This is a genomic window from Thalassolituus maritimus, from assembly GCF_900156675.1.
GTDB lineage: Bacteria > Pseudomonadota > Gammaproteobacteria > Pseudomonadales > Oceanobacteraceae > Thalassolituus > Thalassolituus maritimus.
Genome location: NZ_FTOH01000005.1, coordinates 29,626 through 45,785 on the forward strand (window position 1 = coordinate 29,626; position 16,160 = coordinate 45,785).

The following is a 16,160-nucleotide window of genomic DNA, read 5'->3' on the forward strand; positions in this document are numbered from 1 at the left end:
CGCGTCGTTGGCGGACTCACACACTGGCAAATCCAGCCATATAGTTATACATTAGTTATACCAAATAACGTAGAAATGTATAACTTATGCACCTCGGGCTGATTCTCGGCGACCAGCTGACACACGACCTCGCAAGCCTTCGCGTTCTCGATCCGAAGGTGGACCGGCTGATCATGGCCGAAGTCCGCGATGAGGCCACCTACGTAAAACACCACAAGCAGAAGATCGCTCTGCTCTTCAGCGCCATGCGCCATTTTGCACAGGAGTTGAGAGATGCGGGGTGGCAGGTGGATTACTACGAATACAACAGTCAGGGAAACTTCAAGTCTCTGTTCGACGTAGTGAAGCATTATACAAACGAGTACTCGGCTGAAAGGCTCGTCCTCACTCAGTGTGGTGAATACCGCTTACAGAATGCAATGGATCGTGAGTGGTCAAAATCACTGAACATCCCGGTCGATGTGTATGGCGACGATCGCTTTATCGCCACGACAAAAGAGTTTGCAGACTGGGCAGACGGTCGCAAGCAACTTCGTATGGAGTACTTTTATCGGGAAATGCGCCGTAAAACTGGTTACCTGATGAAAGACGACAACCCAGAGGGCGGACAATGGAATTACGACGCCGATAACCGCAAAAAGTGGGATGGCAAAACTCCCTTTCCTAACCCTCCTATGTTTGAACGCGATGATATCGACCGTGAAGTCATAGAGCTGGTCGAAAAGAACTTCGCAGATCACCCAGGCTCGCTCGATGAATTTCACTGGGCGACTACAAGAAGCCAGGCTTCAACCGCGCTAGGCTTTTTTATTCAGCATTGCCTCAGCAATTTCGGTGATTTTCAGGACGCTATGGTGCGCGGTGAAAAAGCCTTGTTTCATAGCCTGCTCTCTCCCTACCTGAACTGCGGATTACTGACAGCGAAACAAGTATGTGATGCTGCCCAACGTGCCTGGGACGAAGATCGTGCCCCCCTGAATGCAGTAGAAGGCTTTATTCGCCAGATTATCGGCTGGCGCGAGTACGTGCGAGGTATTTACTGGCTTCACATGCCCCGATACGCGAAACAGAACACGCTGAAGAACAAGCGCTCACTGCCCCGCTATTACTGGGATGGCGATACGAAGATGGCCTGCATGGCCGACTGTTTTAAAAACACATTTGATCATGCCTACGCACATCATATTCAGCGCTTAATGGTCACGGGTAACTTCGCGTTACTTACCGGAATTAAACCTGAAGAAATCTGTGACTGGTATCTCGCGGTATACGCCGATGCCTACGACTGGGTTGAGCTTCCCAACACACTTGGCATGGTCATGCATGCCGACGGTGGATATCTGGGGAGCAAGCCCTATGCAGCTTCCGGAAACTACATTCATAAAATGTCGGATTACTGCTCGCAATGCCATTACTCAGTCAAAACTCAGGTGGAGGAAGAGAGTTGTCCCTTTAACAGTCTGTACTGGCATTTTATCGACCGTCACCGTGAGGATTTCAAAAACAACCACCGTATGGGAATGATTTACCGGACCTTGGACAAAATGAAAGACGACAAGAAAGACCGGATTATTGGCCGTGCGGATGACCTTCTCAGTCGACTGGACGAGCTTTGATATGCCCCATAAAAAAGTAAATCTTCCAGAGAAAAACTGTGCCTATTGCAAACGCCCTTTTTGCTGGCGGAGAAAATGGGCGCGTGACTGGGAAAACGTGCACTATTGCTCACAGCGCTGTAAGCGCGCTGCTAAATCAACACCCGCTGCAAATCTGTGCGCCAGCGCGAGTGTGGAGGACGAGTTCTGATGCAAAAGACGACTCAAGTATTATGGCTGCGGAATGATCTGCGCCTCCATGATCATGAGGGGTTTCGGCTGGCCGTAGAACACGGCGCCCCTCTCGCTGTCATTTATATTTTACCTGAGCATTGGCTGAATACAGATGATGATGGCATGAGTAGGCTGGGAAGCGCGAAAGCACATTTCCTGCGAGCCTCATTGATTGATCTTCATCGACAGCTTGAAGATCAGACCATTAACTTCAATATGTATCATGGTCACCCAGTCGACATCATTACTCGACTCAGAGATGAGCTGTGTGGCGACATAAGGCTGCTCACCTCGGATGCGCAGGCCCCTGAAGAACAAGAGTGGCTGGAAGCGGTTAAAGAATACGACATTGATCTGGTGACCTACGAAAGTCAGACACTCTTCAGTCAGGCACAAATGGCCACCTTACTGAACGACTTTCCTGCATCTTTTTCTAAATTCAGAAAAACGGTCGAAAAAAGACCAGAGCTTTTTTATATCCCTGAAAGCGCAGAAACAACCCGCCTTCACATCCATGAACAACCACTGAGAACCAGTGCCTCTATCAGCTGGCCAGGCAGCGAATACGCGGTTTCACTCGGCTGTCATGGAGGAGAAAGACCAGGGATAGAGTGGCTAAGTCGTTATGTGTGGGACGATAAAGCCATCACTCATTATAAAGAAACGAGGAACGCACTGACCGGTGAGAACTTCAGTAGTCGTCTCAGTCCGTGGCTTGCCTGGGGCTGTCTATCGCCGCGTTATATCTGGCATGAAATACTTAAGTTTGAAGCCAGCTATGGTGAGACAGAGCATACCTACTGGCTCAGATTCGAACTGCTCTGGCGGGAGTACTTCCACTGGTCAATGCGAGTGCATGGCGACCGATTGTTTGCACGCTCAGGAATCCAGAGAAAGAAAATCGAAGCTTCAGACAATAGTGTCCACTGGCAAGCTTGGTGTAATGCCAGTACGGGCGTCCCTATGATTGATGCAGGACTGCGCGAGCTAAGACATACCGGCTTTGTTTCAAACCGCCTGCGCCAGAATATGGCCAGCTACTTTATTCACCAACTTAAGCTGGACTGGCGACTGGGTGCCCGCTGGTTTGAGATGTATCTGTGCGACTTTGACGTTGCCAGTAACTATGGAAATTGGGCCTACCTTGCAGGTGTCGGTCACGACCCAAGACCCGTTCGTGAGTTCAACCTGAACAAACAGCTTCATCAATATGATCCAGAACTCAGTCATATCAGGCGGTGGTGCCCGGAAATAGAAGAGAATAGTCTGCAGGACGTTCTTGATCATCAGGCAGGAAGAAAACTTCTCGCGTCCTTCCCTCCGCCCGTCGTTACCGTACCCGCTTTTGATATTAAATCATGACGCAAATAGTATGGTTTAAGCGTGACCTGCGCTTACAGGATCACTCTGCACTCTGGCACGCTGCGCAATCGGGAACGGTACTGGCACTCTATATTTTTGAGCCTGATTACTGGCAATTGGATGACACCAGTCAACGCCAGTGGGCATTCACACGGGAAGCCCTGATCGATCTGAATCAACAACTGAAAAGGCTCGGTGGCGAACTCATCTGTATGAGCGGAGATGCGGTGCTTCGTTTTAATAAGCTGACAGAAGTTCTGAACATTCAGGGGATTCACAGCCATGAAGAAACTGGCAATCTCTGGACTTTCTCACGTGATCTGAAATTAAAAAAGCTACTTAAGAAATCCAATATTCCGTGGACAGAATACCCGCAGAACGGCGTGCGACGGCCTAACCGTAATCGCGATGACTGGGCATCCCACTGGAATCAATGGATGACGCAGACGCAATATCCAATACCCGATCACATTAATTTCCTGACCCTTGATCGAAACGAGAATTTTCTGAAACCCGAACAACTTCCAGAGCGTATTTCCTGCCAGCTGCCTTCTGTGCAGCAGCCGCAAAAAGGAGGGCGTGAAGAAGGTGTAAAAATACTCTCGGACTTTCTGAACCAACGTGGCGAATACTACCGTGGCTCAATCAGCTCTCCATTAACAGCAGAAAATGGCTGCTCACGGTTAAGCCCTTATCTGGCAGTGGGTTGCATCGGTATGCGCGAGCTTGTGCAGGCGGTTCGAAACCGGCGGCGAGCAGCGGAAGGGCGTTGGAAGGCGAGTCTGTCGGCATTTGAATCCCGGCTGTGGTGGCACTGCCATTTTATTCAGAAGCTCGAAGATCAGCCGGATATGGAAATTCAGAATCTTCATCCACTGACAGAGCAGCTCAACCGCCCTTTCGATGAGGAAAAATTCGAGGCCTGGAAAACAGGCAACACTGGCTGGCCGATGGTCGATGCCTCCATGCGCTACTTAATTGCCAACGGCTGGGTAAACTTCCGCATGCGTGCCATGCTGATTTCGATCGCATCCTACCCCCTAGCTCTGCCCTGGCAACCTGTGTCGCGCTATCTGGCATCTCTGTTTACCGATTATGAGCCGGGCATTCACTATCCGCAGGTGCAGATGCAGGCAGGGACTACCGGGATTAATATTCCGCGCATGTACAACCCTATCCTTCAGGCGCAACGACTGGATGCCAAAGGTCTGTTTGTACGTCGTTGGGTGCCCGAATTACAGCATGTCTCAGATCAATGGATCTTCGAGCCCTGGTTAATGCCACGAGCAATTCAGGAAAATTCACACTGTATTATTGGCGAAGACTACCCTGCTCCTCTGGTCGACTTCGCCGCGGCAACCCGACGAGCCAGAGCCGACCTGAAATCCGTTCGTGACTCTGAATTCTTTACCACTGCTCAGGTAATCGGTGAAAAGCATGGCTCGCGAAAGCGTAATTCAAGCCGACGAATGACAGGCAAAAAAAAGGCCCGCGATGCGGGCCAAATGACGTTGTTTTAAACAGCGAACTTTACAGGTCCTTCAACGCCGAAATTGTATCCTGCAGAACCTTCTTAGCATCGCCTGCCACCATGAGTGAGTTATCACGGATGAAGAGTTCGTTAGGAATACCTGCAAAGCCAGGTGACAGACCACGTTTAACAACAACGACAGTCTTAGCATGGTGTACATCAAGAATTGGCATACCGAAGATAGGTGAATTCGGATCTTCTGCAGCCGCTGGGTTAACAACGTCGTTCGCACCCAGAACAATCGCAACATCAGTCTGCGAGAATTCAGGGTTGATCGCGTCCATTTCTACCAGCTGATCGTACGGTACTTCCGCTTCCGCCAGCAGTACGTTCATGTGGCCCGGCATACGACCGGCAACCGGGTGAATTGCGTATTTAACTTTCGCACCCTGCTTCTCCAGCATACCAGCCAGTTCACGTGTCGCGTGCTGAGCTTGTGCAACCGCCAAACCGTAACCCGGAACAAATACAACGTTCTGAGCGCCATCAAGCAGCATCGCCAGTTCGTCAGCGGAAGAGAACTTCACTTTGCCTTCGTAGAAAGCATCGTTTTCTGAACGGCTTACGCCTGAGCTTTCAGACATAGAGCCACCGAACAGAACGTTCGTCAGTGAGCGGTTCATTGCTTTACACATGATGCTAGTGAGGATGATACCGGACGCGCCTACTAAAGAACCGGTTATGATCAGGCCATTATTGCCCAGTACGAAACCCGCAGCTGCACCCGCAAGACCTGAGTATGAGTTCAGCAGTGCAACCACTACCGGCATGTCAGCGCCACCAATTGGCATTACCAGACAGATACCCAGAATCAGACACAGAACAATCAGACCCGCGATCAGCAGATCAGAGTTAACAGGATCAACCGCAGCAAAGTAAGCTGCACCCGCCAGCAGAGCTGCCAGGCTCAGTTTTACAATCCACTTGAACAGGCGGACCTGCTTAGCGTCGCCGATTTTTCCTTTTAGCTTACCAACCGCGATAAAAGAACCGGTCAGAGTCACAGCACCGATCAGAATCGACAGAATAACGGCGATAGACCAATCGTACGTAGGAACAAACTGACCCATCTCAGCCAGCTTCTGGCTTTCAAGGTAGTTAGCCGATGCCACCAACAGGGATGCACCACCACCGATACCGTTCAATGCAGCAACCAGTTCAGGCATGTCTGTCATTGCGACTTTCTTGGCGATAAACGCACCGATTGCACCGCCGATCAGCACACCAATAATGATGTATTCGTAGCTGACAACGTTATTGTCGAGCAGCGCAGCAATAATCGCCACCAGCATACCCGTTGCCGACATCTGGTTACCACGAACCGCTGTCTTTGGCTTGGTCATGCCTTTAATGCCGAGAATAAAGAGTACGGCGGCGACCAGATAACCGATGTTAATTACAGTTTCCATGAATTAATCGCCCCTTACTTCTTTTTAAACATGTTGAGCATGCGGTCGGTAACCATAAAGCCCGCCACAATATTGATGGTCGCCAGCGCGATCGCTGCAACACCCAGAACCGTCGACAGGACCGTCGTGTGCTCGCTGCCGCCAGAACTGATGATGGCACCCACAACAACAATGCCCGAAATAGCGTTAGTACCACTCATAAGCGGCGTGTGCAGAGTTGGCGGTACTTTGTTAATCACTTCCACACCAACGAATACAGCCAGCACAAAAATCGTGAGGCTCAGGATAAACATTTCCATAAGACTACTCCTTACGCGTTACCAGCCAGTTGAGCACTGAGCCCTTCGTGTTTTACTTCACCGTCTTCGGTTACCAGGGTAGCCGCGACGATATCGTCTTCCATATTTACAGACAGTTCACCTTCGTCCGCCATGTTCAGCAGGAAGGTAGAAATGTTTTTGGTCAGAAGCTGGGAAGCATGCACAGGAACACGACCCGGGTGGTCGGTATAACCGATGATCGTCACGCCATCGAGGTATACTTTGTCGTTCGCCACAGTGCCTTCGACGTTCCCGCCACGCTCTGCTGCCAGATCGACAATCACTGAACCTTTTTTCATGTAGTGCAGCATGTCTTTGGTGATCAGACGAGGAGATGGCTTACCTGGAATAGCAGCGGTCGTAATTACCAGATCTGCCTGAGAGATCTTGGTGGTCATCTGCTCACGCTGCTTACGATAAAATTCTTCTGATTTCTCGCTAGCGTAACCAGAGCTGTTGCCTTCTTCCGTTTCAAGGTCGAATTCAACGAATTTAGCGCCCAGAGATTCAACCTGCTCACGTACTTCGGCACGCGTATCGTACGCTTCTACAACAGCACCCAGACGACGGGCAGTAGAAATAGCCATCAGACCGGCAACACCTGCACCGATGATGAATACTTTAGCCGGGTGGATGGTGCCCGCTGCAGTCATCAGCATCGGGAAATACTGAGGCAGAGCCATAGCGCCGGTCAGTACAGAACGGTAACCGCTGATTGCACCCATCGAGCTGAGTACGTCCATAGACTGTGCACGGGTTGTACGTGGAATAAATTCCAGAGCGAAAGAGCGTACTTTCTGTGCCGCCAGCTTTTCTACCATTGGCAGATTAAACCAGGCGTCCATCAGGCAGATCAGCGTGCTGTTTTCTTTCAGCAGAGGCAGCTCTTCTTCCTGAGGGTTGCGCACTTTCAGAATAATATCGGCTTGCTCATAAAGAGACTCTGCAGACGGGGCAATGCTTGCACCGCATGCACGATATTCTTCGTCACCAAAGTGTGCGCCATCGCCTGCACCCTCCTGAACAACGACTGAAAAGCCTTTGTCCAGTAGTGCCTGTATACCCGAAGGTATAATGGCAACCCGGGCTTCCCCAGGATAAATTTCCTTAGGTACACCAATCAGCATGGTTAGTACTCCTGTTAATTTAAATTTAAAGTCTGAAGTTTTTAAAACAAACAAGAGCCGCCTGCGGTCAGGTTACTGACTGCATAAGCGGCTTTTTTGTAAATATGGAATTAACTACATGAAACGTCTGTCAGCCAAAGGAACGGCGTTGCTCCTGTCGTTCCTGGTGGTGAGTTTCGCCTGAGGTCTCCTTGCCGGCGACTGCCTGCAACCCCAGAGTAGTCAGAGTATGACGACGAATATCCTGCAGCAGATGTGCGTTATCTACCAAAGATTCACCGTAAGAAGGCACCAGAGCCTTCAGTTTTGATTTCCAACCACCGTCCATACGCATACGGAAACAGCGCTCTAATACTTCGATCATAGCCTGGGCAGCCACGGATGCACCCGGAGATGCACCCAGTAACGCAGCCAGAGTACCGTCTTCAGCAGCAACCAGTTCGGTGCCGAACTCAAGCTTGCCACGGCCTTTTTCATCTTTCTTAATAATCTGCACGCGCTGACCAGCATGTGCCAGCGTCCAGTCCTCTGCTTTAGCAGAAGGCAGGTATTGTTGGAGTGTTGCAACACGGTCTTTGTGTGACTGCATTACCTCGCTAATCAGATAGCGGGTCAGATCCATGTTATTCAGGCCTACGTCGATCATGGGTTTCAGATTATTAGCGCTGACGGATTTTAACAGATCTAGACGTGATCCTGCCTTAAGAAATTGCGTTGTGAACCCAGCATATGGCCCGAACAACAATGCAGGTTTGCCATTAATGATACGTGTGTCGAGGTGTGGCACCGACATAGGAGGTGCTCCAATGGCTGCTTTGCCATACACCTTAGCATGGTGTTGCTTAATAACGTCTTCGTTCTGACAGACCAGCCACTGGCCTGATACAGGAAAGCCGCCGTAGCCTTTGCTTTCAGGAATATCTGACTTCTGCAGCAGCGGTAACGCACCACCACCAGCACCCAGGAATACAAATCCTGCCGTGATCGCTTCTTTCTTACCTGTGCTGCGATTTTTGATAGTAACGTGCCAGTTGTTGCCGCCGTTCTTTTTCAGTGCGGTAACTTCATGGCCAAGACGCAGGTCAAAACCATTTTGCTTTTCCAGGCTGGCGACCATGTTGCGGGTAAGAGAACCGAAATCAACGTCAGCACCGTAAGCAACGCGTGTCGCTGCAACAGGCTCGCCGTCAACGCGCTCACCCATCACGAGTGGCATCCACTCAGTCAGGGTCCGAGTATCTTCGCTGTACTCAATGTCAGCAAACAAGTGGTGGTCTTTCAGCTTTTCGTAGCGCTTGCGCAGAAACTCAACATTCTCTTTGCCCCAGACAAAGCTGATATGCGGCGTTGAATTAATAAATTGATCGGGGGATGGCAAGTCGCCAGATTCGACGAGAGACGACCACAGCTGCTGTGAAATCTCGTAATTGGCATTGATAGTGAGCGCGCGTTCGATTGCAACGTCGCCATCGGCACTCTGAGGTGTGTAATTGAGTTCGCAGTAGCCCGCGTGACCCGTACCGGCGTTATTCCAGCCGTCAGTACTTTCGGCTGCAACCTGATCCAGGCGCTCTACCATCAGGATATTCAACGAAGAATCCAGTTTCTTTAGTAATGTCGCCAGTGTTGTGCTCATTACGCCACTGCCCACGAGCAGTGCATCTACTTTATTCGTTGCCATCTTGATTTCTCCAGTAGGCGAAGATCATATTGTCCGATTAGCGCGGGTGTGCGCAGTGACTGCCGGGCTTGTGGCCCTGACTGTCTTAATATGTGCCTATGATACAACGAACGCTGAGAAGCTAATCTGTATAGTTTTTTATTATAAGTATAAGCTATAGCTTATAGATAAATGTTTGCGTATCCATACGGGTTATACGAAAGTCAGGTTGTGGACAAGCGGCAGCCTTACCCTGCCGCGGAGAAAAGAGGGTATTCAGGACGCCTCGGCAACACCTTCTGTCGGTGGGTGGAAGCCTTCCTTGCCGTATAACTCTGACAACAATCTTGCCTCGCCATTCGGCTGCACCATACGCGCATGATGCCGCTGTAACTGGCGTGGGTCTTCAACACCGCAGCTGTGTGCGATGACACCGACTTCGTTAACAAGAGTACGGGCAAAGTGAGCGACTCGCTCCGCCTTGTCTGTCGGAACCAGACCTCGCTGCAACCTGGGGTCGTGGGTTGTGATACCGGTCGGACAGGTATTTTTATTGCACTGCAGAGCCTGAATGCAGCCCAGTGCGAACATAAAGCCGCGTGCCGACGTTACAAAGTCTGCACCGACACAGATTGCCCAGGCCACCCGGTCGGGCGTGATCAGTTTGCCTGAGGCTATAACTTTTATCCGTGGACGTAATTCGAATTCATCGAGGGTGTCCACCAGCATAGGGAGCGCCTGAGCCAGCGGAAGACCCATGTAATCGATTAACGATTGGGGTGCCGCGCCGGTACCACCCTCAGCGCCATCTAAGGTAATAAAGTCAGGCGCACTGTCTTTGCCGCGCAGATGAATCTCACGACACAGGTCCCGTATCCAATCATTGCCCCCCAGTACGACTTTAAACCCAGTAGGCTTACCCGTAATGTCGCGCACATGGTTAATCATATCGAGCAGATCACTGACCGAGCGGACTTCCGGCTGGCCATTAGGACTGATTGAGTCCTCCCCAACCGGGATATGTCGGATCGCTGCAATCTCTTCGCCGACTTTGGCGCCGGGCAGAATACCGCCTTTTCCGGGCTTGGCCCCCTGGCTCAGTTTGATTTCAAACATTTTTACCTGAGGACGATGTGCGATTTCTATCAGCTTTTCGTCGTCCAGCGAGCCGTCTTCTTTCCGTACTCCGTACTTCGCGGTGCCAATCTGAAATACGATGTCGCAATCGCCTTCGAGGTGATACGGCGATAAGCCACCCTCACCGGTGTTCATCCAGCAGCCCGCTTTCTTCGCGCCCCGTGACAGCGCTTGTACCGCTGGTTTAGACAATGCGCCGTAGCTCATACCAGAAATATTTATCAGCGAGCTGGTGCTGTATGGGTTACGACAGTTTTTACCTATGGTGAGAACCTGAGACTCGCTCAGGTCTTTGCTTAATGAAGGAAATGGGCTGTTAACGAACATCACGGTACCGGCGGTATCCAGACGCCGGGTCGAACCAAAAGCCACCGTCGTACTCAGGTTCTTGGCTGCACGATACACCCAGCTACGATCTGCCCGGTTAAACGGCATTTCTTCGCGGTCCATAGCGAAAAAATACTGGCGAAAGAATTCTCCAAGGTGCTCGAACCTGTAACGGAAGCGTCCGATGACCGGAAAATTCCGGCGCACCGTGTGCTGAGTCTGAATGCGATCAGATACATAGGCCCAGAGAAACCAGAGCGTACCGAGTAGAAGCCCACCCAGAAAGAGCGCTAACAGAGCAAGAACGCCCCAGGCGGCGGCATAAAAAATATCATCGGTCATGCAGAATCTCCTGTGTCTCCGCACAGGGTAAAACAGTCTGCTGAGTCGTAAAAGTCACTTCATCAACAATCTTGATGGGACAGAGAGTTATCCTTGAGTAAGCTCAAATCAAAGGCATAAAAAAAGCAGCCCGAGGGCTGCTTTCTGGTGCTGTGGCATGGCCAACTTAACCCCGGCTTCATGCCATTGGGGTGATGTTCTTTACGTTCTTCGCGGTGAAATAAGCGAATCCACCATCGATATCTCCCACCTCGACCCGATTTGGCGCCAGAGGTGAGCTTTTAATCGCTGCAATATACAACCCTTTGCTGGCGACAAGGTTTTTGTCGACGTCATTAAAATGGGGTTGTGAGAAAGCAAACGTCTTACGTTCACAACCTCGTTCCAGTGTGAGAATCAGCTGAGCATCTGCAAGATCCGATGCACGTGAAAAGTTTACGTAACTCACCTGATAACTCTGATCGAATTCAAAAAGGTACTGATCGAGTGTCTGACGGCTGATGCTCATGATGCTTATTACCTGTAGCAGTTCTGTCTGTGTACAGTCTTAGGTTTAGCTGGCGACGGGCGCCTTTTCCATCGCGGATAACAGAAAACTACACGAAACTTCCGGGTGTCATTTTTCCGTGTTTTCAGCATGAATGAAGAGAACAAATGGGAAAGTAAAGGTAGGAATGCTACCTATGACAGGTGTCAATTATCCGTTCTGATTCACACCCCGTTACGCGGCTGAGATTACCACTCAGCGGCGACGACCTCTAATGCCTGGCTTAAATTGGGGTATTGGAATGAGAACCCACCCGTCGTCAGTGCGGTAGGCAGTACCTTCTGCCCTTGCAGCAATAACTCCGACATTTCACCAAACACCATGCCTGCGGCAAATGCCGGCATGGGAAACAACGTCGGACGATGCAGCGCGTTTCCGAGCGCACGGGTGAACTCTCTGTTGGTCGCAGGGTATGGAGCCGTCATATTTACTGCACCACTCAGAGAATGCTCAGTAATGAAGTCCAGCGCACGGATGTAGTCATCCCGGTGAATCCATGAAATCACCTGATCACCAGACCCGATAACACCTCCCAGCCCTAAACTGAAGGGTAACCACATCCGCTTTAACATGCCGCCGTGCTGACCCAATACAATGCCGGTGCGCAACCAAACGACACGCTCAGAGATCTCCTGAAGAGCATCGGCAGCCTGCTCCCAGTCGATGCAAAGACTGGCAGAAAAACCGGTGCCAGGCGCAGATGACTCATTAAATGAAGGCGTCGAGCCGGAAACGCTACCGTAGTAACCGACTGCAGAACCTGACAACACCAACTCAAACTGCTGCCCTGAAGACTTCGCCCAACGCACAAGACTTTCGGTTAAGGTCACACGGCTGGCCCTGAGCTCAGCTTTGCGTGACTCACTCCAACGTTTATCGGCGATGCCTTCCCCTGCAAGATTCACGACCCAGTCGATTTTGTCAGTTACTTCTGAGAAATCTTTGACAAAATTTATTTCATTACCGAGACGTCTCGCACCTCTGGCTGGGTCGCGGGTCAGAACGGTAATTCTGTGCCCGTACGATAGCCAGTGGGGTACCAGCTTTGAACCAATAAATCCGGTGCCACCTGTGATCAGGATACGTTTGCTCATAGCTTTAATCTCCCGGCCGCAGTGGCCACCTGATTTACCGTTTCCGCCAATCAGAATTGATCAGCAGTCATGCCCATCAGACTGTCTTTACCCGTTTCGATTTCAGCCAGCAATGACAAAGTCTGCGGTAACAGCTTATGCATGTAGAAAGCAGCAGTCTCTTTCTTAGCAGCATAGAAATCGGTCTCGGTCGACCCGTCTGCAAGTGCCTGCTCTGCGGTTGCCACCATACGACTCCAGAAATAAGCAATCGCCGTGAGTGCAAACAGACGCAGGTATGGCGTTGCAGCAGAGCCTGCCTGCTCGCGGTCACCCATACCGTTCTGCATCAGCCACATTGTTGCTTTCTGCAGGCGACCCGTTGCTGCTTTCAACTCATCGCCGAAAGGTACTCCGCCTTCAGTTTTGATGTAGTTATCCAGCATAGCGAAGAAGCTCTTCACTGCACGGCCACCGGCGTGACCCAGCTTACGGCCTACAAGGTCGAGTGCCTGGATACCGTTGGTGCCCTCGTAGATACGGGTAATGCGCGAATCACGTACGAACTGCTCTACTGGCCAATCCTGAGTGAAACCAGAGCCCCCCATAAGCTGCAAGCCATCGTTTGCGCAGAAGAAACCTTCATCCGTCAGGAATGCCTTAACGATAGGTGTGAGCAGCTGCACCATATCATCGGCCTGCTGGCGCTCTTCCTCAGTCGCTGCTTTGTGTGCGATATCGAGCTGCATCGAAGTAAAGTAAGCCAGTGCGCGGCCGCCCTCAATGGTTGCTTTCTGACGCAACAACATACGACGCACGTCAGGGTGAACAATAATTGGATCTGCCGCTTTCTCCGGAGCTTGTGGGCCGGCAAGGGAGCGAGACTGCAAACGTTCTTTAGCGAAATCACGTGATACCTGATAAGCCGCCTCAGCAATGCCCAGCCCCTGGAGACCCACCATCAGGCGTGCGCTGTTCATCATCACGAACATAGCCTGCAAACCTTTGTGTGGCTCACCGATCAGCCAGCCTTTAGCACCTTCGAAGTTCATCACACATGTCGCGGATGCCTTAATCCCCATCTTGTGCTCAAGGCCACCGCAGAACGCAGGGTTGCGTGAGCCGTCGTCCAGGAATTTAGGCACCAGGAACAAAGAAATGCCTTTAGAGCCACCCGGAGCATCAGGCAGCTTGGCCAGCACCAGGTGAACGATGTTATCCACGAGGTCGTGCTCGCCGCCTGTAATCCAGATTTTGTTACCTGTGATCGCGTAGGAGCCGTCAGCCTGAGGCTCGGCTTTGGTACGAATCAGACCGAGGTCAGTACCACACTGAGGCTCAGTCAGACACATGGTGCCCGACCATTCACCGCTGATCAGTTTAGGCAGATACTTTTCCTTTAGCTCATCGGAACCGTAACTGGTCAGAGCGTTAACAGCACCGTGCGTCAGGCCTGGGTACATGCCAAGCGACAGGTTAGCTGAGCAGACCATTTCTTCGGCCAGCGTGTTCAGTGTGTGCGGCAGGCCCTGACCGCCGTACTCCACTGGGCCTGCAAGCGCTGTCCAACCGGCTTCGGCAAACTGACGATATGCGTCTGGGAAACCTTCTGGGGTTTTGACCGTTTTGCTTTCGGTGTCGTAGTGACAACCTTCGCGATCACCTGACGTATTCAGCGGCGCTAGTACGTTCTCGGCCAGCTTGGCACCCTCAGTCAGCATCGCATCCATAATTTCTCGCGTTGCATCCTCGCATCCCGGAAGTTCCGGCAAAACAGTGTCGCCGTTCAGTACCTCGTAAAGTACAAACTGCATCTCACGGAGTGGAGCACGATAAGTCATGGTATTTCCTCAACATCAAATAGTTATACGTTAGTTATACACAATAGAATAAATTTGTACAACAGATAAAATACCGCCACAATAACCAAGTGCTTAACCCAGATTGCTTTGTACAACTTACGAGCTGCGGGTTAAGAGCTGCGGGGTTACACCTTCAGATCGCAGATTAAATGAGCTACCCGGGATCAGAGTTATGAAGAAGATCGCCATCATAGGCGCAGGCGTTGCTGGACTGACCGCACTCCAGGCACTGAAGCAGCAAGACTGCTCAGTGACTGTTTTCGACAAATCGCGAGGTTCAGGCGGACGTCTCTCGAGCAAGAAATCCGGAGCATCCAGCTGGGACATGGGAGCGCAATTCATGCGTGCGCACACCGAAGAATTTAAGGCGCAGCTGAAGTTGTGGGAAACCGACGGCTGGATCGCACATTGGGATGTCACTCCCTGGATTATCAATGGCACGCAAAGAACGGCCTCCCCGGATGATATTGACCGTTATGTTGGCATGCCCCGTATGACAGGCCTCAGCCGGAAGCTGCTTGAGTCGGCAGATGACTTCATCACGCAAACCCGCATAGTAGAATCCCGCTTTAACAGTGACCAATTCAACTGGTCACTGGTGGCTGAGGATGGCTCAGTATTCGGACCGTTCGACGAACTCATTATTAACACGCCGCCACAACAGGTACTGCCCCTGCTGCCAGCAGAGTCATCGCTTACTGAGCAAGTAGAGTGTATTCACATGCTGCCTTGCTGGACACTGTTGTATGGATTCGAAAAGCCACTGACGTGTGCTTTTGATACTGCATTCGTTAAGTCGGGTCCTATTTCGTGGATCGCCAGAAATAACAGCAAGCCCGGGCGTGATGCTCGCGAGACCTGGGTTATTCAGGCGAATCACGAATGGAGCGAACGTAAAAAAGACGCTCCACGCGAGCAAGTTCAGAAAGAACTGGAAGAAGCCTTCGCTATCGCGACAGGCTGCACTATAACTCCTACGGATATCTGGCTACATCGCTGGCTATATTCATTACCCAGCAATGCGCCGGGGCTTGGCGCCCTGCGTGACGAACGACATAATCTGACATTGTGTGGCGACTGGTGTCATAAACCTTCAGTTGAAGGCGCTTGGCTGAGCGGTCGTGCCGCCGCGAACATTATCACGGGAAACAAACCATGACGGATTCTAAAACCGCTACCCTGCTGCTGGCTCATGGCAGCAGCGACGCTAACTGGCTTGCGCCTTTTTCTGACCTTCTGGCGAACATACGCAAAGGCCTGGACGGTGAACGGGTAGAGCTTTCATACATGGAGCTTGCTGAACCCTCCATGGAAGGACAGATTATCAAACTCGCAGAAGAAGGCTTCGGCCACATTGACATCATGCCTTTGTTTTTTGCTGCCGGGCGCCATCTGCGCAAGGACGTGCCCGGTCAGATCGAAGCTCTGCAGACCACCCTCACCGAACGAGGACTGGAGGTCACCATTGAGCTGCACCCGCCTGTAGGTCTTGAGCCAGAAGTGACCGATGCTCTGCGCAACATCGTAATTCGCCAGGTCAACTCTGATCCTGGCGTTTCTGCATGACCCTCCGCCTGTAAGCACACACCTCCAGCAGCGCTTTAGCGCTGCGATGCGCCGGGTCGCTGACCTGG

General features: G+C 51.4%; 14 protein-coding genes. 6 read left to right on the plus strand and 8 right to left on the minus strand.

The window, feature by feature from the left end:
• Positions 1-86 precede the first annotated feature (86 nt).
• From BW941_RS08750 to BW941_RS08765, 4 genes are read left to right on the plus strand one after another with little or no spacing between them, the layout of a single operon-like run.
• Positions 87-1,616 (plus strand): cryptochrome/photolyase family protein, encoded by a 1,530-nt coding sequence (locus BW941_RS08750; protein WP_076515254.1) that lies wholly within the window; start codon positions 87-89, stop codon positions 1,614-1,616.
• 1 nt (position 1,617) lies between these two features.
• Complete coding sequence (locus BW941_RS08755) at positions 1,618-1,806, plus strand: DUF2256 domain-containing protein (RefSeq protein ID WP_076515256.1); 189 nt, start codon at positions 1,618-1,620, stop codon at positions 1,804-1,806.
• A complete protein-coding gene (locus BW941_RS08760) occupies positions 1,806-3,191 on the plus strand; it encodes a DASH family cryptochrome (protein ID WP_076515259.1) in 1,386 nt (461 codons plus the stop codon). Before BW941_RS08755 ends, BW941_RS08760 begins: the two co-directional genes overlap by 1 nt.
• The gene (locus tag BW941_RS08765) at positions 3,188-4,711 is read left to right on the plus strand and encodes an FAD-binding domain-containing protein (RefSeq protein ID WP_076515262.1); all 1,524 of its coding nucleotides are present in this window, start codon (positions 3,188-3,190) and stop codon (positions 4,709-4,711) included. The genes BW941_RS08760 and BW941_RS08765 overlap by 4 nt, the downstream gene beginning before the upstream one ends.
• Positions 4,712-4,721: 10 nt before the next feature.
• Here BW941_RS08765 and BW941_RS08770 read toward each other — a convergent pair whose 3' ends face one another.
• The 8 genes from BW941_RS08770 to BW941_RS08805 all read right to left on the minus strand — a co-directional run bounded on the left by BW941_RS08770 (position 4,722) and on the right by BW941_RS08805 (position 14,505).
• Positions 4,722-6,131, minus strand: a complete 1,410-nt coding sequence (locus BW941_RS08770) for an NAD(P)(+) transhydrogenase (Re/Si-specific) subunit beta (RefSeq protein ID WP_076515265.1) — start codon at positions 6,129-6,131, stop codon at positions 4,722-4,724.
• Between the two features lie 14 nt (positions 6,132-6,145).
• Entirely contained in the window at positions 6,146-6,430 is a 285-nt protein-coding gene (locus BW941_RS08775) for an NAD(P) transhydrogenase subunit alpha part 2 (protein ID WP_068438061.1), read from the minus strand.
• A gap of 11 nt (positions 6,431-6,441) precedes the next feature.
• Complete coding sequence (locus BW941_RS08780; protein WP_076515268.1) at positions 6,442-7,578, minus strand: Re/Si-specific NAD(P)(+) transhydrogenase subunit alpha; 1,137 nt, start codon at positions 7,576-7,578, stop codon at positions 6,442-6,444.
• Between the two features lie 130 nt (positions 7,579-7,708).
• The gene (gene mqo / locus BW941_RS08785; protein WP_076515271.1) at positions 7,709-9,259 is read right to left on the minus strand and encodes a malate dehydrogenase (quinone); all 1,551 of its coding nucleotides are present in this window, start codon (positions 9,257-9,259) and stop codon (positions 7,709-7,711) included.
• A 255-nt stretch (positions 9,260-9,514) separates the two neighbouring features.
• Positions 9,515-11,044 (minus strand): FMN-binding glutamate synthase family protein, encoded by a 1,530-nt coding sequence (locus BW941_RS08790; RefSeq protein WP_076515274.1) that lies wholly within the window; start codon positions 11,042-11,044, stop codon positions 9,515-9,517.
• Between the two features lie 178 nt (positions 11,045-11,222).
• Positions 11,223-11,552, minus strand: coding sequence for a hypothetical protein (locus tag BW941_RS08795; protein ID WP_068434966.1), 330 nt, complete (start codon positions 11,550-11,552; stop codon positions 11,223-11,225).
• Positions 11,553-11,779: 227 nt separating this feature from the next.
• Entirely contained in the window at positions 11,780-12,685 is a 906-nt protein-coding gene (locus BW941_RS08800; RefSeq protein WP_076515277.1) for a TIGR01777 family oxidoreductase, read from the minus strand.
• A gap of 50 nt (positions 12,686-12,735) precedes the next feature.
• Positions 12,736-14,505: an acyl-CoA dehydrogenase C-terminal domain-containing protein gene (locus tag BW941_RS08805; protein ID WP_076515280.1), complete on the minus strand. Its 1,770-nt coding sequence runs from the start codon at positions 14,503-14,505 to the stop codon at positions 12,736-12,738.
• Between the two features lie 193 nt (positions 14,506-14,698).
• Here BW941_RS08805 and BW941_RS08810 point away from each other — a divergent pair, with 193 nt between their 5' ends.
• Both BW941_RS08810 and BW941_RS08815 read left to right on the plus strand, forming a co-directional pair.
• Positions 14,699-15,685 carry an NAD(P)/FAD-dependent oxidoreductase gene (locus BW941_RS08810; RefSeq protein WP_076515283.1) on the plus strand — a complete coding sequence of 329 codons (987 nt, stop codon included), beginning with the start codon at positions 14,699-14,701 and terminating at the stop codon, positions 15,683-15,685.
• Positions 15,682-16,092: a sirohydrochlorin chelatase gene (locus BW941_RS08815; RefSeq protein WP_076515286.1), complete on the plus strand. Its 411-nt coding sequence runs from the start codon at positions 15,682-15,684 to the stop codon at positions 16,090-16,092. The genes BW941_RS08810 and BW941_RS08815 overlap by 4 nt, the downstream gene beginning before the upstream one ends.
• The last annotated feature ends 68 nt before the right edge of the window (positions 16,093-16,160 follow it).

Coding starts and splice junctions, on each gene's coding strand:
- BW941_RS08810 (WP_076515283.1), top strand. CDS start 14,699: ATGAAGAAGATCGCCATCATAGGCGCAGGCGTTGCTGGACTGACCGCA.
- BW941_RS08765 (WP_076515262.1), top strand. CDS start 3,188: ATGACGCAAATAGTATGGTTTAAGCGTGACCTGCGCTTACAGGATCAC.
- BW941_RS08775 (WP_068438061.1), bottom strand. CDS start 6,430: ATGGAAATGTTTATCCTGAGCCTCACGATTTTTGTGCTGGCTGTATTC.
- BW941_RS08755 (WP_076515256.1), top strand. CDS start 1,618: ATGCCCCATAAAAAAGTAAATCTTCCAGAGAAAAACTGTGCCTATTGC.
- BW941_RS08790 (WP_076515274.1), bottom strand. CDS start 11,044: ATGACCGATGATATTTTTTATGCCGCCGCCTGGGGCGTTCTTGCTCTG.
- BW941_RS08805 (WP_076515280.1), bottom strand. CDS start 14,505: ATGACTTATCGTGCTCCACTCCGTGAGATGCAGTTTGTACTTTACGAG.
- BW941_RS08760 (WP_076515259.1), top strand. CDS start 1,806: ATGCAAAAGACGACTCAAGTATTATGGCTGCGGAATGATCTGCGCCTC.
- BW941_RS08800 (WP_076515277.1), bottom strand. CDS start 12,685: ATGAGCAAACGTATCCTGATCACAGGTGGCACCGGATTTATTGGTTCA.
- BW941_RS08770 (WP_076515265.1), bottom strand. CDS start 6,131: ATGGAAACTGTAATTAACATCGGTTATCTGGTCGCCGCCGTACTCTTT.
- BW941_RS08780 (WP_076515268.1), bottom strand. CDS start 7,578: ATGCTGATTGGTGTACCTAAGGAAATTTATCCTGGGGAAGCCCGGGTT.
- BW941_RS08815 (WP_076515286.1), top strand. CDS start 15,682: ATGACGGATTCTAAAACCGCTACCCTGCTGCTGGCTCATGGCAGCAGC.
- BW941_RS08795 (WP_068434966.1), bottom strand. CDS start 11,552: ATGAGCATCAGCCGTCAGACACTCGATCAGTACCTTTTTGAATTCGAT.
- BW941_RS08750 (WP_076515254.1), top strand. CDS start 87: ATGCACCTCGGGCTGATTCTCGGCGACCAGCTGACACACGACCTCGCA.
- mqo (WP_076515271.1), bottom strand. CDS start 9,259: ATGGCAACGAATAAAGTAGATGCACTGCTCGTGGGCAGTGGCGTAATG.